Origin of the sequence: Granulicella sp. dw_53 (assembly GCF_018449545.1) — a bacterium.
Classification (GTDB): domain Bacteria; phylum Acidobacteriota; class Terriglobia; order Terriglobales; family Acidobacteriaceae; genus Edaphobacter.
The window spans coordinates 42,597-62,571 of the sequence record NZ_JAAVUR010000013.1 but is presented as its reverse complement, the minus strand read 5'-3'; the positions used below and the strand labels follow the sequence as shown (position 1 = coordinate 62,571).

Genomic DNA, 19,975 nt, shown 5'->3' with positions numbered 1-19,975 from the left:
AGCGCAGACGAGTGGAGTAAAGATCCAATAGCTACGAAATACAAAAAGAAAGCACAAGTAAGTCGAAGACTTAGCGTGAATGCCGATAGACGGGTTTTGATATTCATGGCTTTGACCTCGGAATCAGTGGGATGAGTTATCAAATGCAATCCCATAGTGTGCCGGCATAGAAAAAGCCACTACCCTTTTTGTGCCAATAACCTGCTTTCAATGGCGAATGGTACACACAGCTTGGTAAGCCGCCGATCCGGGGCCAGTCAGGAGTTTGTATGGACAAACGGCATACAACCCTCTCATTCAGAAGACAGCACGAACGTTCGCCCTCCCCAGAGTGCTGTTCACCACCGCCGGAAGCATCTCAGGCCAAATTGCGTCGGTTAGGCGCGATTTTTTGTGCCAGAATTGAGCGAAGAGCATAATCTTCAAACAAAGTTGAGATCCAGGATGCGCATCGTGAACATGCAGTCGACAGTTCGATACACGCGCTTCGGCACGTTGTTGTTAGCCTGGACGTTGCTCGGCAGCATCACGTTCGCCCGCCATCTTCTCCTGATGTGTAACTCGCACGAACGCCTTCTGATCGGCCTCGCCGGATGGCTAACTTCCTTCTACCCCTGGGCCTTTCTTACGCTCCTGGTATTTCGCCTGGAAGAGCGATTTCCACTCAGGCGGTCGGCATGGTTCCACAATCTAACCGCTCTCGCCCTCGTGGGGATACCCTTCGTGTGCCTTGCGCACGTCATGACGGTTGCTTTGAGCACGGCCTTGTGGCGAGCTGTTCACGAGTCGATAATGCCCCTGCCGACCCTGTGGTCCATCTCAAACTGCGAGCTGATGATGCAGGGGATGCTCTATTTTTCCTCCGTCATAGGTGCATGCATCCTCCGCAATTTGATTGATCTGCAGGAGAGTGAGCGTAGAACCGCACAACTAGCGCTGGAGCGCGCAGAGCTTGAGAGCAGCCTGCGCCGGGCGGAACTGGCAACACTCCGCATGCGTCTCAATCCTCACTTCCTCTTCAATAGTCTGCAGAATATCTCGACGCTGATACGTCACGACCCAAGGATCGCGAGCAAGATGCTTACGCGTCTGGGGGATCTGTTGCGTTCTTCCCTTGGCAAAGGAGCGGAGGTGGAGACCACTCTCTCCGCGGAGATAGCCTTGACCAAAGCGTACGTCGCCATGGAAGAGATGCGTTTCAGCAACCGGCTCTCGGTCTTGTTTGAGTTGGAACCCGGACTGGAACAGGCAGTGGTTCCCAGCTTTATCCTTCAGCCTCTTGTAGAAAATGCGATGATCCACGGACTGGGAGGAAAACAGCAGACCGGCCAGATCAAGATAGGCTGCCTACGCAGATCCGGTGAGCTGGTGTTGACCGTAACCGACAACGGCATCGGCCTGTCGAAGCAGAATCTCGAAGACCTGGAGATGGGCATCGGGCTCGGATCGACCTGCGAACGTCTGGCACGGATGTACTCTGACCAGCACACATTTTCTATCCATCCACTCTCGGAGGGAGGCACAGAGGCGCGCATCGTCCTTCCGTTACGAATGAAGGATGCACCTCCTGAGGCGTCTTTGCATGAATTCACTTCGTTTGCTCATCGTTGACGACGAGCCCTTGATCCGCGCCGGTATTCGCAACGGGCTATCGTCCATCGAGGGAATCGAGATCGCACGGGAGTCTTCTTCCGTGGCTGAGGCCATGCAGGCTCTCGAGTCAGAACAATTCGATCTGGTCTTGCTGGACGTGCAGATGCAAGATGGCACCGGACTCGATGTGGTGCAGGGAATTGGCCCGAAACGCATGCCGCCCGTCATCTTTGTCACTGCCTACGACGAGTACGCGGTCAAAGCGTTTGAACTGAACGCGGTAGATTATCTCCTCAAACCATTCGACGATGAACGCCTATGCCATAGCGTGCACCGTGCACAGGAACGCATCGCCGAACAGCGGCAGGCAGCACTCGCCGATCACCTGCAGGCGCTGCTCGACACGCGTCCCCGCCGATGGCCGGAGCGCATCGCGGTCAGACAAAGAGAGCAATTCGACCTTGTCCCGGTCGAGTCGATCGACTGGATAGAGTCGGCCAATAACTACGTCCAGCTACATTGTGGGCCAAAGCAATACCTGCTTGGCGAGAGCCTAACTCACATCGAGAGCAGGCTCAATCCCGCCAAGTTTCTTCGCATCCATCGTTGCCGCATCGTCAATCTCTCTCGCATCCTCGCGATTCACCCGATGCTCAGCGGCACCTATGAGATGGAGCTACGAAGCGGCATACGTCTCGCTACAGGCAGACAGTATAAGGACGCCGTTCAGGCTCTTCTTCATAACTAAGCACCTGAGATACACACGGCTGTGCACGCGCAGCGGTTTGCCTCATACAGCCAACCCGCGATGAAGCATATCGGGCCAACTCCATCGCGCAACCACCACCCTCCAGCTACAATTTCAGCAGATGTCTCTTGCTAAACGCCGCATCCTCATCACCCGCACCCGTCAACAAGCCTCCACGCTCGCAACCCAACTGGAAGCCCTCGGCGCCACGCCGATTCTCATCCCCACCATCGAACTCGCTCCGCCCGAGTCCTTCAGCGCCCTCGACGCCGCCCTCGCCGCGATCCGCTCCTACGACTGGCTCATCTTCACCAGCGCCAACGCGGTCGACGCCTTCCACCGCCGCGCCCAGTTCCACCATCTCACCGCCATTCCTCGCCGCATAGCCGTCATCGGCCCGGCCACCGCCCGCGCCGTAGAAGCCATTGGCTTGCAGGTAGACCTCATCCCATCCCGCTACGTAGCCGAATCCTTGGCCGAAGCCTTGCTCCCGCAGACCGGCCTCTCGCCCGACGCTCCCGCCAACATGCTCCTCGTCCGCGCCGAGCAAGCCCGCGACACACTCCCCGAAGCCCTCACCGCCGCCGGTGCTCACCTCACCATCGCCGACGCCTACCGCAATCAGGTCCCACCCGACGCCGTCCCAGCCCTGCAACACCTCTTCGCTTCCCCACAGAACTACCCCGACGCCATCACCTTCACCAGCGCCTCCACCGCCACCAACCTCTTCGCTCTCCTTGAAGCCGCGGACCTCACCCTACCGCCGTCAGTCGCCCTTGCCTCCATAGGCCCCATCACCTCCAGCGCCCTCCGCGACCTCGGCTACTCTCCCCACCTCGAAGCTACCGAAGCCACCATCCCAGCCCTGGTCCAAGCCCTCCAAACCCACTTCGCAAAATAACAATGCTGCCGAAATTTTAGGCCCCACCACAAAAACGGGTGCCCCACCCTTTTTGCAGCTTCATCGCAAATAGGGTGGGGTATCGTGCGCAGCACGACAGCCTTCCTTCCCCAGTCTCAAAAGCAAGATCAGACCGGCAGCTAGTGCGAGCTCCAGGTCTTATCCGAAGAATTACAAAGCCTCTCCAGCGTGCAATCCGCACACCTAGGCTTCCTCGCCACGCAGATCTGCCGCCCATGATGAATCAGCTCATGTGAGAACGCGATCCACCGTGTCTGCGGAATGATCTTCACCAGATCCCGCTCCACCTTCACCGGCTCAGTCTCCTTCGTGAGCTCCAACCGCCGCGTCAACCGCAGCACATGCGTATCAACTACGATCCCCACCGCAATCTCAAACCAGCTCCCGAGCACTACATTCGCCGTCTTCCGTGCCACCCCCGGCAGCCGCAGCAACTCCTCCATCGAGTTCGGAACCTTCCCTCCAAACTCCTCCGTCACGATGCGCGCCGCGCCCTGAATGTTCTTCGCCTTCGCCCGAAAGAACCCCGTCGTCCGAATCAACTCCTCGATCTCTGGTAGGGAAGCGGAAGCCATAGCCTTCGGCGTAGGAAACGCCTTGAACAGCGCCGGAGTAACAAGATTCACCCGCACATCCGTGCACTGCGCCGAAAGAATCGTAGCAACAGTCAACTCCCACGCACTCTTGTGATTCAGCGCGCAAACCACCCCGGGATACGTCTTCGCCAGCGCATCCAGAATCGCCGCCACCCGCTCCGGAGCCAGCGGCCGCACCGTCTTTCCGCGTTTAGCCTTTGGAGCCACAGGCTCGCTCTTTGCAATCGCCCGCGCCTTCGCCCCTTCGGGTCCCATCCCGACCCGTCTCACTGGTTGAATCACCTGCTTCGTCGCCATCGCACCCTTATCCCAGACGGTTCAACATCTCCATCGCCGGCAGCCGAACGCAGCTGAAGATCGGCGTGTCCTGCAGCGTATACATGCTGATCTCCGTCTCCCGAAGCTGCTGCACCAGGTCCAGAAAGTCTTCCGGAAAGTTCGTCTCGAACGCCACCACAAACTCCTGGTCATCGATGCCGAACGAATAAGTAGTATTCAGCTTCACCCGCGGATACAGCAGCCCAATCCGAATATGCTCATCCATCAGCCGCTTCCGCTCCGTCATCGGCAGCAAGTACCACGGCCTCGTCTTCCAGAACGGATAGATGAAGATGTACTTCTGTCCACCCGGACGAATCGCCCCGCGTCCTTCGCCTTCGCTCTCATCCTCACGGTCGATCTGGTACTGCGACCGCTTCGTCATCGCCAGGAAGTTATGCGGCGAGTTCAAATACCCACCCAGCGCCGTCCCTAATAGCTCGCTGCGCATCTGGTTCAGCTCATCGACGGCATACCCAATCGACCAGACGCACATATCGACATCGCCTCGCGTCCCGATCGTCGAATACGTCAGCGAAAGAAACTCTCCCGGCTTGTTCCACTTGGCCAGCGCCGCCGCAAAAGCCTCCTTCTGCGCTGCCTTCTCCTCTGCCGGAAGACGTCTCCACTCCGGCATCACCTTATAGAAGCTGAAACACACAATCTGCCGCTTCACCGGTGGCTTGGAAGGATCATGCGGCGCCGCGCCATAGCTGCTAGCCGGACGTCCCGAAGTTACCGGTACCGCTGCTGCCGAAGCCGTGCTTTCGCCTGTGGAACTCTTGGCCTCTGTGGCCGGTACAACTGCGCTCTCTGCCATAAAATCTCTCCTCAACTCCGGGAACCTGTTCCCACTTGCGTTGTGTTAAAAGGGCGTATAAGAACGCCACCTACCATGCTAGCTCATTCCCGCTTCACGCTTCACCCGTATACTGCAACTGCATGTCTGAGCGAATCATTACCGTCCTTGCGAGCTTCATCATTGCTGTCATCTCTGCCGGTGGCTACTTCGGAGTAGCGCTCCTCATGGGGATCGAGTCAGCCTGCATCCCTCTCCCCTCCGAAATCATCATGCCCTTCGCCGGATACCTCGTCCACACCGGCCAACTCAAGCTCTTCTGGGTCGCCACCGCCGGAGCCATCGGCTGCAATCTAGGCTCCATCCCTGCCTACTGGCTCGGTGCTTGGGGCGGACGTCCTGCCATCGAACGCTTCGGCCGCTTCGTCCTTCTCAGCCGCCACGACCTCGACCGCGTTGAGCACTTCTTCCAGCGCTTCGGTGGCATCACCGTCCTCGTCGGACGCCTCCTTCCCGTCGTCCGCACCTTTATCGCCCTTCCTGCCGGCATCGCCCGTATGCCTCAGCTTCGCTTCCACGCTTATACATTCATCGGCTCCTGGCCCTGGTGCCTCGCTCTGGCCTGGGTCGGCATGAAGCTCGGCGACAAATGGGAGACCGATCCTCGCTTCAAAGCCATCTTCCACCGCTTCCACCTCGGCGTCGAAATCGTCCTCCTCGCCGGTATCATCTGGTTCGTCTGGACACACTGGAAGAATCGCATTAGCGCCGACCCGGCATAGTTATCGGTTACGTAAGCCTTTGCGCATCAAGCATTTGCGCCCCCTTGCGCCTGTGAGCAATACTGAAATCTCCGCACGTAACGGAAATTGACTCACAGAAGGGTAACGCCAGGAATGTCGACTCAAGGAGCCGCCTCGCAGGACGCGGCCAGCATCAAGCCTGCAACAGGAAAACTCGGCATCATGATCCCAGGAATGGGAGCCGTAGCCACCACCCTCATCGCCGGCGTGGAAGCCATCCGCCAGGGTCTCGCCAAGCCCATCGGCTCCATCTCCCAGATGGGGACCATCCGCCTCGGCAAGCGCACCGACGGACGCAGCCCTCTCATCAAGGACTTCGCTCCCCTCGCCAGCCTCGACGACCTCGTCTTCACCGGCTGGGACATCTTCGGTGGCAACCTCTACGACGCCGCCAAGACCGCCCAGGTCCTCGACCGCGACCAGCTCGAGCAGATCCGTCCCTTCCTCGAATCCATCGAGCCCCTGCCCGCCGTCTTCGACCAGCACTACGTCAAGCGCCTCACCGGCCAGAAGGTAAAGACCGGCAAGAACAAGTGCGACCTCGCCAACCAGATCCGCAACGACATCGCCGAGTTCAAGACCCGCACCGACCGCCAGGTCATGATCTGGTGCGGCTCCACCGAGATCTACCTCGAGCAGACCGCCGTCCACCAGACCCTCGAAGCCTTCGAGCGCGGCCTCGTCGAAGACGACCCCAACATCGCCCCCTCCATGCTCTACGCCTGGGCCGCCCTCAAGGAAGGCATCCCCTTCATCAACGGCGCACCCAACCTCACCGTCGACATCCCCGCCCTCAATGAGCTCTCCCGCAAGATGAACGCACCCATCTGCGGCAAGGACTACAAGACCGGCCAGACCTTCATCAAGACGGTCCTCGCCCCCGCCTTCAAGACCCGCATGCTCGGCGTCTCCGGCTGGTACTCCACCAACATCCTCGGCAACCGCGACGGCGAAGTCCTCGACGACCCCGACTCCTTCAAGACCAAGGAAGTCTCGAAACTCGGCGTCCTCGAACACATCTTCCAGCCCGAACTCCACCCCGACCTCTACAAGGACCTCTATCACAAGGTCCGCATCAACTACTACCCGCCCCGCGGCGACAACAAGGAAGGTTGGGACAACATCGACATCTTCGGCTGGCTCGGCTACCCGATGCAGCTTAAGGTCGACTTCCTCTGCCGCGACTCCATCCTCGCCGCGCCTCTCGCCCTGGACCTCTGCCTCTTCATGGACCTCGCAGCCCGCACCCCCAGCCTGCGCGATTTGGGCATCCAGGAGTGGCTCAGCTTCTACTTCAAAGACCCCGACACCGCCCCCGGCGTCTACCCCGAGCACGACCTCTTCATCCAGTCCATGAAGCTCAAAAACACCCTCCGCCACATTATGGGCGAAACCCTCATCACCCACCTCGGCCTCGACTACTACACCCACGCCGAATAACAAACAAACAGCAGCCCAAGGAAAGCCACAAAACCGGGTGCCCCACCCTATCCGACAGTCTCATCGTCGGATAGGGTGGGGCACCGTGCGTAAGCACGACCGCCTTCCTCCCCCAGCCCAATCACCCAGTAAAATCAAAGACAGAAAAAGAGGCACCATGCCCAACTCAAACTCCTTCGACCTCTCAGAAAAATTCGAAAAAGTAGTAGAACACTGGCGACCAAAAGTAATCGCCGAACTCAACGGTCAAGAGCTAAAGATCGTAAAGTTCGAAGGAACATTCCCCTGGCACCAGCACGAGCAGGAAGACGAGATGTTCCTGGTCTGGCGAGGAAACTTCAGAGTAGAGTTCCGGGACCGAATCGTAGAACTAGGCCCAGGCCAGGGCATCGTCGTCCCCCGCGGAATTGAGCACAGAACAGCCGCCGACACCGAAGCCGAAGTCCTGGTCTTCGAACCCGCCGCAACGCGAAACACCGGCAATATCGAGGACGAATACTTCACAGCCCCCAACGGCGCTCACGTCTAAAACCTCACAAATCTCCGGGTGACCCATCCCGAGGGTGCCTGATCGTCCGATGGTTAGGGAACCAATACCCTCACCGGGCGAGAACACCTTCCCCAGCCAAAACGGAGCAGCACAAAACCGGGTGCCCCACCCTTTTTGCAGTCTCATCGCAAATAGGGTGGGGTATCGGGCGAAAGCCCGACCGCCTTCCTATCAAAGCCCCAACCGACCGGGTGCCCCATCCTTCGCGCCTTTGTCTCTCGCGAAGGGTGGGCTGTAAACTTTCAACTCAGCCGTACGAGCATTCTCCCGCCGCCACCAACCCTACTCCGTCACAGCCAACAACCTGGCCCAAAGCGCCTTAGTCCCCACATCCGTCTTAGCCGAAACTGCCAGCACCTCATCCACCCCATGCTCCCGCTTCAACGTGGCGATACTCTTCGCCAGCACATTGTTCGACAGCCGATCCCCCTTAGTCCCCACCACCAGATAAGGCCGCTGTGTCTGCTTGAAGTAATCGATCAACTGCTTATCGCTAGGTTGTGGCGGAATATTCGTATCCACCAGGCAGATCGCCAACGCCAGCGTCTCCCGCTCCGACAGATAAGGCTCAATAAACTTTGGCCACTCCGCCGAGATCGACTTCGAGATCTTCGCATACCCATACCCCGGCAAGTCCGCAAAGATCATCGTCGGCCTCTGCTTCATCTTCTCGCCCGCGCCTTCGTGGAGCGCAAAGAAGTTGATCGCCCGCGTCCGCCCCGGCGTCGACGACGTATGCGCTTGCTTGGATCCCAGCAGCGCATTGATCAGCGACGACTTCCCAACGTTGGACCGCCCCAGAAATGCAATCTCCGGCGCGCCAAAAGTCTTCGACTCAGCAGGGAAGTGCGCAACATCGGTGGCCGACAGCAGAAACACAGGACTCAAACGCATCCTTTGAGTCTACCGCTCTTATCTGAAAGCCAAAAAAGCGCCCTACGCAAGATGCGGAGAGCGCTTCTTCAAAAACATGATAGCTTCGAACTACCGCACGGTTAGAGGAGCCGTCAGCGTAAACGGCACCCTCGATTCAGCCGGAATGATAACGTCCTTATTGCCGGTATAAGCCGAAGCAGCAGTACCTGCACCGGCGCCAGCCAGACCGCCGATCAAGGCGCCCTTGCCACCACCCGCCAGACCGCCGATGATCGCGCCTAAGCCGCCGCCACCACCGATCAACCCGGCAGTACGCTTACCCTTGCCAGCCTGGGTCTTCTCATACTCAGTCGTCCGGACACTCTGCCCGCCGATCGAAGTCAACTCGAGTGCAAGGTCGCCCGCCCCCTTGAACCGTCCCCGGCCCTTCGCTGCAGCCACCGTTCCCGAAACCCGCGTCCCTCGCGGAAACACAACGCCACCTCCGGCATTTTGGAGAGACTCAGCCAGCACACCGCTAAAGCTGTCTCCCGCATTGTTCTTGCTCGCGCTGATCGTCTCCGACATGGAGACAACCACCCGAGTCCCGCTGGGCACTCGCCGAACCGTTGGAGCGGGGCGCGGTGCAGGTTGAGGTGCAGATGCGACCGGAGCAGGAGCTGAACTCTGTACCGCTGGCTGGCTCGGCGCGGGCGGCGGAGGAGCTGCGTTCTGTGCAGCGGACGTCCCAGCCGGATAAGTGACTGACCCGTCAGGATTCGTGATCGACCCATCGGAGTTCTTGGTCCCCTGCGCCTGGCGCGCCTGGGCTGTTCCCGCCGGATAGGTAACCGACCCATCGGGATTTGTGACCGAGCCATCGGGGTTCGTCACCGCGGCTGTCCCAGGAGCAGCAGGGGGAGGACTGCTCTTGCATCCGCCCAGAATCATCCCCGCGCCCAACGATAACGCCAATAGCAGTTGAGTCGTTTTCACGTTCATAAATTCGTTCTCCTTAGAAGCATCTCCGCCAACTCTTTGAAAAGTCATAGAGCATCTCAAAACACCAAGCAGCCAAACGGAGTGCGACATACATCCTCTCAGATGGCGTCCTACCTTAAGCCGTTGTTCTGCATCGCTGATTTGATTCCGCAACCAGAAATCGAATCACCAGCAACAACCTGCCCGCCCTCGACGAATCGCAGCTCATCATAACCCTAACGCTGACAGAGATTTACAGATTCTTGGCGACAGTTCCCGGGCAAAACAGGTTGTCAAGCCCTAAGTTGAGCTAACCCTATCATTATCAGGCAGATGAAAGTGGCACTTAAGTTATGCTGCACTCACTAAAATAGAAGTAGGAATCAAATCAAGTCAGAACACTCGCAGGGCACATCCGCTAAGTGCGGAGGTGAAGTAGTTCTTTTTCAATTCGTCATCGGTCGAAGCAATGTCCTGGCTGAAGTGGCATAACCCAAGCACCATCAATGGTTATGCAGGAAACCCTGATGCAGGGCATGGGCCCCATAGTCCTAAGCTAAATGACCTAAAATGAATATTTTGGGTCATTTAGGGGGGGAGGGGGTCTGTGAGCCGTACCCCGGGACACATCCCGCGCCGTCAAACCAATTACGTCAAACCAATTACTATGTCTAGCGTGGAAACCATATCTTCGGAAGCATTTCGTCTCGACGGCAAGATCGCACTCATCACCGGAGGGGCCAGCGGAATCGGTGCCGCAACCTGCCGTGAACTAGCCCGCGCAGGCGCGCAAGTCCTCATCGGCGACCTCAACCTCACAGCAGCCCAGACCCTGGCCACCGAACTCCCCGGCGCAAAGGCCATCCAGATGGACGTCACCAACGCCACCTCGGTCGGCGCCGCCATCGCTCAAATTCCTCAACTCGACATCCTGGTCAACAACGCCGGGATCGCCGGCGTAGGAAATATCACCAACACCACCGAAGACGACTTCGCCCGCGTCATGAACGTCAACGTCCACAGCGTCTTCCTGGTCACGCAAGCCGCCTTCCCGCTCATCCTCGCCTCCCACGGCAGCATCGTCAACCTCGGTTCTGTCGCCGGAATGGTCGGCGTCAAGCAGCGCCTCTCCTACTGCGCCAGCAAGGGAGCGGTCCTCGCCATCACCCGCCAGATCGCCGTCGACTACCCGAAAGAACTCCGCATCAACTGCATCGCCCCCGGCACCGTCCAAAGCCCCTTCGTCGAGGGCTACCTCGACAAGTACCACTCCCACGAGAAGGAAAAGACTCGCGCGGAACTGGTCGCCCGCCAGCCCATCGGCCGCCTGGGAACCCCCGAGGACATCGCCTCCCTGGTCCGCTACCTCTGCTCCCGCGAAGCCGAATTCATCAACGGAGCCGTCATCCCCATCGACGGCGGTTGGACTGCGGCATAATCCCTCCTCTCATCCCGCATCGCATCACTCAACGAAAGGGAAGCTCCGCTCTTGAATGAAATCCTGATCACCGGCGCCCGCGTCATCGACCTCCGCTTTCCCACCTCCCGAGACCACATCGGCTCCGACGCCGTCAACAAAGACCCCGATTACTCCGCTGCCTACTGCATCCTCGAGACCAACTCCGCCCTCGAAGGCCACGGTCTCACCTTCACCCTCGGACGAGGCACAGATCTCGTCGTCCAGGCCCTCGAATACCTCACCCGCTACGTAGTCAACCGCCCCTTGGCAGAGCTCACCAGCGACCTCCGCGCCTTCGGACGCCAGCTCACCGACGACACCCAGTTCCGCTGGCTGGGCCCTGAGAAAGGCGTCATTCACCTCGCCACCGGAGCCCTCATCAACGCAGTCTGGGACCTCTACGCCAAGGCCGAATCCAAGCCTCTCTGGCAGCTCCTGGCCGACATGGAGCCCGAGCAGCTCCTAACCGCCGTAGACTTCCGCTACATCGACGACGCTCTCTCTCCCCAAGAGGCTCTCGATATCCTCAAGCGAGCCAACAACACAGGCAAACCAGCCCGCCTCGCCAAGCTCCAGCAGAGCGGTTATCCGGCCTACACCACCTCGGTAGGCTGGTTTGGCTACTCCGAAGAGAAGATTCGCCGCCTCTGTAAAGAGGCCCTCGCCGAAGGCTGGACTCACTTCAAGCTCAAGGTCGGAGGCGATCAGGAAGAGGACCTTCGCCGCGGCCGCATCGTCCGGGAAGAGATCGGCTGGTCCAACAAGCTGATGGTCGATGCCAACCAGAAATGGGGAGTCGAAGAAGCCATCCGCCGCACCCGCCATCTCGCCCCAATTGACCCTTGGTGGATGGAGGAGCCAACCAGCCCCGACGACATCCTCGGCCATGCCCGCATCCGCCGCGAAGCCGCACCAACCCGCATCGCCACCGGAGAACATGTCCAGAACCGCATCATCTTCAAACAGCTCCTGCAAGCCCAGGCCATCGACGTCCTCCAACTCGATAGCTGCCGCGTCGCCGGAGTCAACGAGAACCTCGCTATCCTCCTCCTGGCCGCGAAGTTCAATATTCCAGTCTGTCCCCATGCCGGCGGCGTTGGCCTCTGCGAGTACGTCCAACACCTCTCCGCCTTCGATTTTCTAAGCGTCTCTGCGTCTCTCGAAGATCGAGTCATCGAGTTCGTCGATCACCTCCACGAACACTTCCTCGATCCCGTCGTCATCCGCAACGGCCACTATCAGCTTCCCACTGCTCCTGGATACAGCATCCAGATCAAGCCCGAATCCCTCACACGCTTCGCCTATCCCAACGGTGAAGCCTGGACAGAACCCTGGAACGAATCCCAGGGCGAATCAAGGAGCAACGCATGAAACTCGTCACCTTCTCCACCCGAGCCGAAGCAGCAGGAACTCAATCCAAGGATCCCGCGACTTCCGTTGCATCTGCCACTCTAGGCATCGACAACCCAACTCCAGGAGTTCTGCTCGACAACGAGGTCGCCGATCTCTCCTCCCTCGGTTATCCAACCCTCCTCAAGCTCATCGAAGCAGGGAAGCCAGCCCTGGAAGAGGTCGCCGCGAAGCTTCCCAAAGCCTCTCGTATCCCCCTCTCCGCTGTGACGCTCCACGCTCCTATTCCCCGTCCGCCCCGTGTCTTTGCCATCGGCCTCAATTACCATAAACACGCCGTCGAATCGAACCTGCCCGTTCAAAAAGTTCCAACTGTCTTCCTCAAGCTCTCAAGCTCCGTCATCGGACCTGATGTCTCCATCATCCTCCCGAAGATCAGCACTGAGCCTGATTATGAAGCCGAGTTCGCCTTTGTCATCGGTAAGCCCGGCTATCAGATTCCGTTAGAGTTCGCCATGGACTACGTGCTCGGATACACTATCGTCAACGATGTCAGCGCCCGCGACATCCAGCTCTCGACCAGCCAGTGGAACCTCGGCAAATCCTTTCCCACCTTCACCCCGATTGGTCCCTCCATCACTACCGCTGACGAGGTCTCCGATCCTCACAACCTTCGCATCTCCCTCACCATCAACGGCGAGACTCTGCAGGACTCCAACACCAGCGATCTCATCTTCAAGATCCCCGCGCTCATCGCCTATATCTCCAGTATTACGCCCCTCGAAGCCGGAGACATCGTCAGCACAGGTACTCCCGAAGGAGTAGGTCTCGGCCGCACGCCAAAACGCTGGCTCAAGCCCAACGAAGAGATCGTTATTACCATTGAGAAACTAGGCAGTCTGCGCAACTCCACGATCGCGGAGCCATGATCTCTCACCTAAACTCGATTATTTAATTCAACTCATTATGGGTCCGCAGAGTATCTCAAGCCCACCTTGTCCCGTCTTCGCCCGCCTCCGGCTGGCGCTCTTTCTGCTGCTTGCCGTCAGAGCCACGTCCCAAACGATTCCCGCAGCTCCACTCATCCTTCCATCCGCCATTGTCTTTGACGCTCAAGGCAATCTTTACCTCGCCGAGACCGCCAATCACGTCATTCGCAAGCTCGCTCCGAACGGCGTCCTCACCGTGATCGCCGGAACTGCCACCCAAGGCTTTTCCGGCGACAACGGCTTTGCCACCGCAGCGCAACTCGACTCCCCGCAAGGTCTAGCGCTAGACGCCAATCAGAATCTCTACATCGCCGACACTCATAATCACCGCATCCGCCGGCTCAATCTCTCCACAGGCATCCTCACCACCATCTCAGGCAGCACTCCAGGCTTCAGCGGCGATGCAGGTTTAGCTTCCGCCGCTCATCTCAATCTCCCCACGGCTCTTGCCTTCGACGTCAACCAAAACCTCTACATCGCCGACTCGGGCAATCACCGCATCCGCCGCATCGACATCACTACCGGTCTGATCACTACCATCGCTGGCAACGGCACTCAGGGCTTTTCCGGAGACTCTGGTCTTGCCGTCACTGCCGCCATCGACTCGCCGCAAGGGCTTGCCGTCGACGTATCCCAGAATCTGTACCTCTCCGACACTCACAACCATCGAATCCGGAAGGTCACCGCTGCAACTGGCTTGATTACTACTATCGCCGGCAACGGAGTTCCCGGTCCTCTGACTCTTCCCCATGGCATCTCCCTTGACTCCAGTGGCAATGTCTACATCGCCGACACCAGCAATCACCGGATTCGCCGCATCGACGCCACAACTGGCTTGATCGCCGTCCTCGCCGGCAACGGCGTGCAGGGCTCTGCCGGCGATTCTGGCCCCGCTCTATCGGCTTCACTCGACAGTCCTACGGCCGTTAGCGTCTCCCCCGCAGGTCTTCTTACGTTCTCCGACGCCCACAATGGTCACATCCGCCAAGTCTCTGCAGACAATACCATCCAGACCGTTGCGGCTCTGGGTTCGTCCATTCCGCCTCCAGTCCAAACTCCAACTGACTTTACTCTCACCACTACTGGCATTGCCTCCCAGACTCTTCTTACAGGAGGAACTGCGAGCTATGCTTTTGCCACACAGACCCAGGGAACGCTCAACAGCGCTATCACTCTCTCCGCGAGCGGCCTTCCTCCGAATACTGTGGCCACATTTAGTCCTACGTATCTTCCTCCAGGACCTGTCTCTAACACCTTCACCCTAACCCTCACTACCCTCAAGGCTGCCGCGACATTGTCTTCCAGATGCAGCGATCCCTGCGCTGCTTTCGAGGCCTTGCTCTTACCGCTTCTATGGGTTCGGGGCTCCCGCCGTCACCGTTCCATTGCTCTGCTGTCGCTGCTTATCGTCGCTATTACAGGCTGCGGGGCTCGCGTAAACTCCGGTAATTCCCAATCTTCGGCCCCACCCAAGATTTACACAGTAACTGTTACGGGAACTGCAACGAGTCCAGCCGGTGCGGTCCTCACCCACTCCGCCACGGTTACCGTAACTCTTCAGTAGTCTTTGGTCGTAATTGCGTTGCTAAACCGGCCCGATCAGACGTAGCAAGAAGAAGATCACCACGCCGGTAAAGAACACCAATGCCATCCGAATTCCGGGTTCGCGGTTTACCTCTGGAACCAGGTCCGTCGCGGCCACGTACAGTGTCACTCCGGCGGCCAGCGGCAAACCCTCCCGTACCCATGTCGGTTGAAGGCTAATTGCCATTGCCCCCAGCACTGTCATCACACCCAGGAAGAGCGCCGAGTTCAAAGCCGCCCTGCGACTCTGTCCTCCGGCGAGCATCACACTGGCTACGGTGAATCCTTCGGGTATCTTGTGCAGGAAAACCGCAAAGAAAAGCACCCATCCCAGCCATCTTGAGACCACAAAGCCCGACCCGATCGCGATTCCATCGAAAAAAGTATGTGTGGCTAGTCCGAGCAGGACCTTATAGCTCGTCCGTCCCGATACATGAGAGTGCTCGTGTGACTCCTCGCCGAAGTGGAAGTGCGGCACTAACGTATGCTCCAGCAGATGGACCCCGCAAAACCCTACCAGCACCAATAAAGGGCCCCAATGTGGATTCACCTCCAGACCTTCCGGCACCATCTCCAGAAGGACTGCCGCGACCATAAAACCTGCGCCCAGCGCCATGATGTACCGCAACGCCCGTCTTGACGGGGCTCGTCGCACCAGCAGCGCGCCACCTACATAATCCGCCAGCCCAGCCCCAAACCCGAGTGCCAGAGTCAGCCAAAACGTACTCCCGAACCTGCTCATTTTCAGTCGCCGCGGCGAGTAGGAAGCTGCAAGCCGACGCCATCCTTCATCAAAATTCGCCCGGCGAGCCAGAACACGATCCATTCATGTGTCATATCTTCTTGATTTTACCCGTCTCGGGCCACTGAGATTCACGCGATAACAGATAGACCACTCCCAGACCGCAGAACAGCACCAGTCCTTCCAGCCGCTCCGACAGGATATGCAGGCGTTCAAAGTCCAATCGAGACGGATTCGAGACGTCTGCGGCATTCACATTTCCGCCCGCATTGATCCGATCAACCTCCATCGCGGGAAGAATCCTGAACTGTGAGTATGCAGTGCCTATCAGCATTACCAGGGTCAGAGCCAGTTGGATCGCGAAACTGACTCGTGCCGGCACCTCGGCCCAGAGCCAAAGGCATGCGGTTGCCAGGCAAAAGACACCACCACCGATGAGGCCGATCCAGTGTAGTACCCGTAACGTTCCTCCTACCACTAACCCGGCATCATGGGAGTTCGTCAGGCTATGGAACGCAACCGGAGCCACGACAAACGCAAAAAAGATCAGTCCTCCGACCCAGGCAACTATCATTAACAGCCGCAAAGCCCGTAGTACAGTCTGTATCAAATGTGTACCCCCAAACAGTGGAATTCAGTCTGAATTGGTAAATGCCGCGAAATACTGCCGGAAGCCATCTCCGTCCGGCCATAGAGAACCTTGCGCCATGTAAGCATATGCGAGGATTGCCATTACAGGCGACCCATGGCATCAGCGTACATCAACGGATTGTGAGATGGCGTTAGACGTTTGAGATGTCACATTCCAGGCGAACCATTTAGCGCATGAAGCGTGATCCGACCCACGCGCATCTCATGGACAAAGGATGGTTAGCATGATCCCCAATCAGCGCGAGATCTTAGAAGATGAAACCTCTTCGAGACCCTTGCGTGACCGCAGTACCGTTGAAACGCTGGTGAGCCGATTCAAAGGCGATGAGGCCCATACCGCAAAGGATGTCCTTGCGGTGGAAGAGCCGCTCGAGATTCAACTCGGGTATGGGCCGGCGGATTCGCGGCGGACCAAGTCCATATCGGTTACCATGCGAACTCCGGGACACGACTTTGAGCTGGTTGCAGGATTCCTTTTGACGGAGGGGGTCGTCAGTGATTATGCGGACATTGGCGAGATCAGCTATGTTGCAGGCCGAGCCTCGGACCTACGGTCCGAAGAACCTTCCCTTTCAGAGGATTTGATCCTGCCCTATCAGCCCGAACGAAATGTAGTGCGAGTCGACCTCGCTCCTGACGTTTCAGTCAGTTTGGCTAACCTGGAGCGCAATTTCTATACGACGTCCAGTTGCGGAATCTGCGGGAAGGCCTCTTTACTCGCTCTCCGCACCGTTTGTCCGCCAAGATATCTCAACCGTTTTCAAGTATCGGCTCATGTTCTGTGCTCACTTCCGGACAAGCTGCGGGCCGCACAGGAGGTCTTCGATAGAACAGGCGGCTTACACGCGTCTGGAATGTTTGATGCTGAGGGGCATCTTCACTCGATTCGCGAGGATGTTGGGCGACACAACGCGGTGGATAAGCTACTGGGTGCAGAGTTTCTTGCGGATCGGACGCCGGTGCACGATCGGCTGCTTTTTTTATCTGGCAGAGCGAGCTTTGAACTATTACAAAAGGCCCTGATGGGAGGAATTCCGATGGTCGTCTCTGTAGGCGCTCCTTCGAGTCTTGCCGTTCAAGTTGCGAAGGAGTTTGATATGACCCTGGTTGGGTTCTTGCGTGGCGATCATTTCAATGTCTATCAGGGCGCAGAACGTATCGTGGGTGATTTTGGAGTAAAGGAAAACTTATGAAGTTGCGTATCAAAGGAAATTCAATTCGGTTGAGGCTCTTGCGTTCAGAGGTCACAAAACTGATCGAAATTGGCCGCATTGAGGAGACGATTCATTTCAGTTCTGATAGTCGGGCCATGTTGACTTACTCGCTTGAGACCGAAGCAGGGCAAGCTGGCGTGCGAATTCGCCACGAGTTTCCTGAAGTATCCATTGTTCTTCCAGTGGATCAAGCTAAGTCCTGGGCGGAGACCAATCAGGTTGGGATCTACGCGACCGTCGATATTGGGGAGCATGGGGAGTTGGAGATCATCGTGGAGAAGGATTTCGCCTGTCTGGACCTGAGTGACGCTGAGAATCACGATACGTTCGCCAATCCAGAGATCGGCGCCGCTTGTTGAGGGTTCCTCGGAAGCCTTGCGCAGACTCGATGAGGCGCTGTAGGACATCTTCCGGGAGTTCTTTTCTACTATTCGTTGACTTTCGTGTTGCCTGTCGTCTCATGCCAGGAACTCTAATCGAGCTGGGGTCTGTCCGTGCCTACCGGGACCTTTCATTGTCCCTAGTGCTCTTGTGTATCTGGCAATGTGCCAAATTGCAAGTTGAGGGACCCTCAGCCGAAGGATCGCTTTTTTATCGCACGCCAGTCCGTCAAAATTCCACATAAGCGCCAAATCTCAATTTCTGTAGAATCATAGAGTTGAGATTTTTGGCGCGTCAACGAAGATGCAACTCCCGGAGAGCTAAATGGCGAATGTACTGGACGTAGTTCGCAGGAACCAAGAGTCCCTGCTTCAAGAATGGTTGGAAGGAATTAAAGGCGGTATTCGAAGACGGGACTTGATTGACGACCGGGAGTTGAAGTCACAAGCTGCGGAAGTTCTCACAATGATCTGTGATGCTCCGGGGGAAGCTGCGCTGGATAATCTGAATTCGCCACCTTGGCAGCCCCTTAAGGATCTGTTGGCAAGCTTGTCTACCACTCGAGCGGTTCAAGGGTTTACTCCATCAGAGACGGCAATGTTCATCTTGTCGCTGAAGGGTCCTATTTTTGGTCTGGCACTGAAGCTGCATAAAAATGATGTCGATTTGCTCTTCTCTGAGATCACTGCAGTGGACGACTTCATCGATAAGCTAGCGTTGCATACTACGGATAGTTATATTCACGGACGAGATCAGGTGATTGTCCGCCAGCAAGAAGAGATGCTTGAGCTCTCAACTCCGGTTGTGACGCTTTGGGACGGTATCGTCGCGCTTCCTTTGATCGGGACGCTCGATAGTGCGCGAACCCAAATTGTGATGGAATCGTTGCTCCAAGCGATTGTGCAGACAAACTCCCGCTTTGCCATCATCGACATCACAGGCGTTCCCACAGTTGATACGCTGGTCGCGCAACACCTTCTGAAGACCATCACTGCTGCACGGCTTATGGGAGCTGAGTGTATTATCAGCGGAATTCGACCCCAGATTGCACAGACCATCGTCCACCTCGGAATTAATCTTGAGGATGTGATTACGAAGGCTAAGCTCTCGGATGCCTTTCGTTTGGCACTGGAGCGCAGCGGTCGCAGCGTGACGCGTAATAGCAAATCTAACGGCCCGGTTCTGTCTGGCGCGCGGGAGCAGTAAATGGAACGAATTCCGATCTTGAGGATGGGCAACTTTCTTTTGGTTACCATTCAGGTGGACATGCATGACAAACTCGCGCTGACGCTTCAAGACGACTTGACGGCGAAGATTGCCGATGTCGGCGCAAAGGGCGTATTGATCGATATCTCGTCTTTGGAGATCGTCGATTCGTTCATCGGACGCACCCTGGCTAACATTGCATCGATGGCGAGGGTCTTGGACGCTCAGACGGTTGTTGTCGGTATGCAGCCGGCGGTGGCCATCACGCTTGTGGAGCTTGGCATGTCGTTGCCGGGCATCCGGACGGCTCTTAACGTTGAGTCTGGGATGGAGTACCTGAAGGAAACGGTTATCGACTATCGGAATGGTGAGGACTATGACGGGGATAGTGAACAAGACTGAAATGCTCCCCATCAAAGATTCCTCCGATGTGGTCTTTGTGAGGCAGCGGGTCCGTGTCTGGACGACACAGCTTAAATTTAGCCTCGTAGAGCAGACGAAGGTGGTGACGGCTGCCAGCGAGTTAGGACGTAACACGCTGGAACACGGTGGCGGGGGAGAACTCGAGATCTCCGAGGTCGTGGATGGCATCCGCAAAGGCCTGAGGCTGAAATTTTCGGACAAAGGGCCAGGAATTCCCGACATTAAGCTCGCTCTCTCGGATGGATATACGAGCAAGCAGGGGATGGGTCTTGGGCTTGGCGGGAGTAAGAGGCTGATGAACGAATTTGAGATTGAGAGCACACCAGGTCAAGGGACGACTATTACTGTGACGCGATGGAAGTAACTCTGCC

General features: G+C 57.5%; 21 protein-coding genes. 15 read left to right on the top strand and 6 right to left on the bottom strand.

Annotated features, from left to right (window positions below):
• Positions 1–444 precede the first annotated feature (444 nt).
• The 3 genes from HB393_RS18645 to HB393_RS18635 all read left to right on the top strand — a co-directional run bounded on the left by HB393_RS18645 (position 445) and on the right by HB393_RS18635 (position 3,242).
• Positions 445–1,611 carry a histidine kinase gene (locus HB393_RS18645; RefSeq protein ID WP_213806711.1) on the top strand — a complete coding sequence of 389 codons (1,167 nt, stop codon included), beginning with the start codon at positions 445–447 and terminating at the stop codon, positions 1,609–1,611.
• Positions 1,583–2,341, top strand: a complete 759-nt coding sequence (locus tag HB393_RS18640) for a LytTR family DNA-binding domain-containing protein (RefSeq protein ID WP_213806710.1) — start codon at positions 1,583–1,585, stop codon at positions 2,339–2,341. Before HB393_RS18645 ends, HB393_RS18640 begins: the two co-directional genes overlap by 29 nt.
• A gap of 121 nt (positions 2,342–2,462) precedes the next feature.
• A complete protein-coding gene (locus tag HB393_RS18635; RefSeq protein ID WP_213806709.1) occupies positions 2,463–3,242 on the top strand; it encodes a uroporphyrinogen-III synthase in 780 nt (259 codons plus the stop codon).
• A gap of 140 nt (positions 3,243–3,382) precedes the next feature.
• Here the strand turns inward: HB393_RS18635 and nth are convergent, their stop codons facing one another.
• The gene (gene nth / locus HB393_RS18630) at positions 3,383–4,156 is read right to left on the bottom strand and encodes an endonuclease III (protein WP_213806708.1); all 774 of its coding nucleotides are present in this window, start codon (positions 4,154–4,156) and stop codon (positions 3,383–3,385) included.
• Between the two features lie 7 nt (positions 4,157–4,163).
• Positions 4,164–4,997 (bottom strand): chlorite dismutase family protein, encoded by an 834-nt coding sequence (locus HB393_RS18625; RefSeq protein WP_213806707.1) that lies wholly within the window; start codon positions 4,995–4,997, stop codon positions 4,164–4,166.
• 122 nt (positions 4,998–5,119) lie between these two features.
• Here HB393_RS18625 and HB393_RS18620 point away from each other — a divergent pair, with 122 nt between their 5' ends.
• The 3 genes from HB393_RS18620 to HB393_RS18610 all read left to right on the top strand — a co-directional run bounded on the left by HB393_RS18620 (position 5,120) and on the right by HB393_RS18610 (position 7,748).
• Positions 5,120–5,758, top strand: a complete 639-nt coding sequence (locus HB393_RS18620) for a DedA family protein (RefSeq protein WP_213806706.1) — start codon at positions 5,120–5,122, stop codon at positions 5,756–5,758.
• Between the two features lie 114 nt (positions 5,759–5,872).
• Complete coding sequence (locus HB393_RS18615) at positions 5,873–7,219, top strand: inositol-3-phosphate synthase (RefSeq protein ID WP_213806705.1); 1,347 nt, start codon at positions 5,873–5,875, stop codon at positions 7,217–7,219.
• Positions 7,220–7,376: 157 nt separating this feature from the next.
• The gene (locus HB393_RS18610; protein WP_213806704.1) at positions 7,377–7,748 is read left to right on the top strand and encodes a cupin domain-containing protein; all 372 of its coding nucleotides are present in this window, start codon (positions 7,377–7,379) and stop codon (positions 7,746–7,748) included.
• Positions 7,749–8,051: 303 nt separating this feature from the next.
• Here HB393_RS18610 and yihA read toward each other — a convergent pair whose 3' ends face one another.
• Both yihA and HB393_RS18600 read right to left on the bottom strand, forming a co-directional pair.
• Positions 8,052–8,663: a ribosome biogenesis GTP-binding protein YihA/YsxC gene (yihA, locus tag HB393_RS18605; RefSeq protein WP_213806703.1), complete on the bottom strand. Its 612-nt coding sequence runs from the start codon at positions 8,661–8,663 to the stop codon at positions 8,052–8,054.
• A 90-nt stretch (positions 8,664–8,753) separates the two neighbouring features.
• Entirely contained in the window at positions 8,754–9,626 is an 873-nt protein-coding gene (locus tag HB393_RS18600; protein WP_213806702.1) for a hypothetical protein, read from the bottom strand.
• 586 nt (positions 9,627–10,212) lie between these two features.
• Between HB393_RS18600 and HB393_RS18595 the strand changes: the two genes are divergently transcribed.
• Genes HB393_RS18595 through HB393_RS18580 form a run of 4 tightly spaced genes read left to right on the top strand, consistent with a single transcriptional unit; the run spans position 10,213 to position 14,967 of the window.
• Positions 10,213–11,043: an SDR family oxidoreductase gene (locus HB393_RS18595; protein ID WP_345945306.1), complete on the top strand. Its 831-nt coding sequence runs from the start codon at positions 10,213–10,215 to the stop codon at positions 11,041–11,043.
• Between the two features lie 51 nt (positions 11,044–11,094).
• Positions 11,095–12,435, top strand: a complete 1,341-nt coding sequence (locus HB393_RS18590; protein ID WP_213806701.1) for an enolase C-terminal domain-like protein — start codon at positions 11,095–11,097, stop codon at positions 12,433–12,435.
• Positions 12,432–13,343, top strand: a complete 912-nt coding sequence (locus tag HB393_RS18585) for a fumarylacetoacetate hydrolase family protein (RefSeq protein WP_213806700.1) — start codon at positions 12,432–12,434, stop codon at positions 13,341–13,343. Before HB393_RS18590 ends, HB393_RS18585 begins: the two co-directional genes overlap by 4 nt.
• A 37-nt stretch (positions 13,344–13,380) precedes the next feature.
• Positions 13,381–14,967: an NHL repeat-containing protein gene (locus tag HB393_RS18580; RefSeq protein WP_213806699.1), complete on the top strand. Its 1,587-nt coding sequence runs from the start codon at positions 13,381–13,383 to the stop codon at positions 14,965–14,967.
• A 21-nt stretch (positions 14,968–14,988) separates the two neighbouring features.
• On the opposite strand, the gene HB393_RS18575 is transcribed toward HB393_RS18580, so the two are convergent.
• Together HB393_RS18575 and HB393_RS18570 are read right to left on the bottom strand one after the other, a co-directional pair.
• Entirely contained in the window at positions 14,989–15,729 is a 741-nt protein-coding gene (locus tag HB393_RS18575) for a ZIP family metal transporter (protein ID WP_213806698.1), read from the bottom strand.
• Positions 15,730–15,820: 91 nt separating this feature from the next.
• The gene (locus tag HB393_RS18570; RefSeq protein ID WP_213806697.1) at positions 15,821–16,303 is read right to left on the bottom strand and encodes a DUF4149 domain-containing protein; all 483 of its coding nucleotides are present in this window, start codon (positions 16,301–16,303) and stop codon (positions 15,821–15,823) included.
• Between the two features lie 301 nt (positions 16,304–16,604).
• On the opposite strand from HB393_RS18570, the gene fdhD reads away from it, so the two are divergent.
• The 5 genes from fdhD to HB393_RS18545 all read left to right on the top strand — a co-directional run bounded on the left by fdhD (position 16,605) and on the right by HB393_RS18545 (position 19,968).
• Positions 16,605–17,573 carry a formate dehydrogenase accessory sulfurtransferase FdhD gene (fdhD, locus tag HB393_RS18565; RefSeq protein WP_255551341.1) on the top strand — a complete coding sequence of 323 codons (969 nt, stop codon included), beginning with the start codon at positions 16,605–16,607 and terminating at the stop codon, positions 17,571–17,573.
• A complete protein-coding gene (locus HB393_RS18560; protein ID WP_213806695.1) occupies positions 17,570–17,953 on the top strand; it encodes a hypothetical protein in 384 nt (127 codons plus the stop codon). Before fdhD ends, HB393_RS18560 begins: the two co-directional genes overlap by 4 nt.
• A 346-nt stretch (positions 17,954–18,299) precedes the next feature.
• Entirely contained in the window at positions 18,300–19,181 is an 882-nt protein-coding gene (locus HB393_RS18555) for an STAS domain-containing protein (RefSeq protein ID WP_213806694.1), read from the top strand.
• On the top strand, positions 19,182–19,583 hold the full coding sequence (locus tag HB393_RS18550) for an STAS domain-containing protein (protein ID WP_213806693.1): 402 nt from the start codon (positions 19,182–19,184) through the stop codon (positions 19,581–19,583). It begins immediately after the preceding gene.
• Positions 19,570–19,968: an anti-sigma regulatory factor gene (locus tag HB393_RS18545; RefSeq protein WP_345945305.1), complete on the top strand. Its 399-nt coding sequence runs from the start codon at positions 19,570–19,572 to the stop codon at positions 19,966–19,968. The genes HB393_RS18550 and HB393_RS18545 overlap by 14 nt, the downstream gene beginning before the upstream one ends.
• The last annotated feature ends 7 nt before the right edge of the window (positions 19,969–19,975 follow it).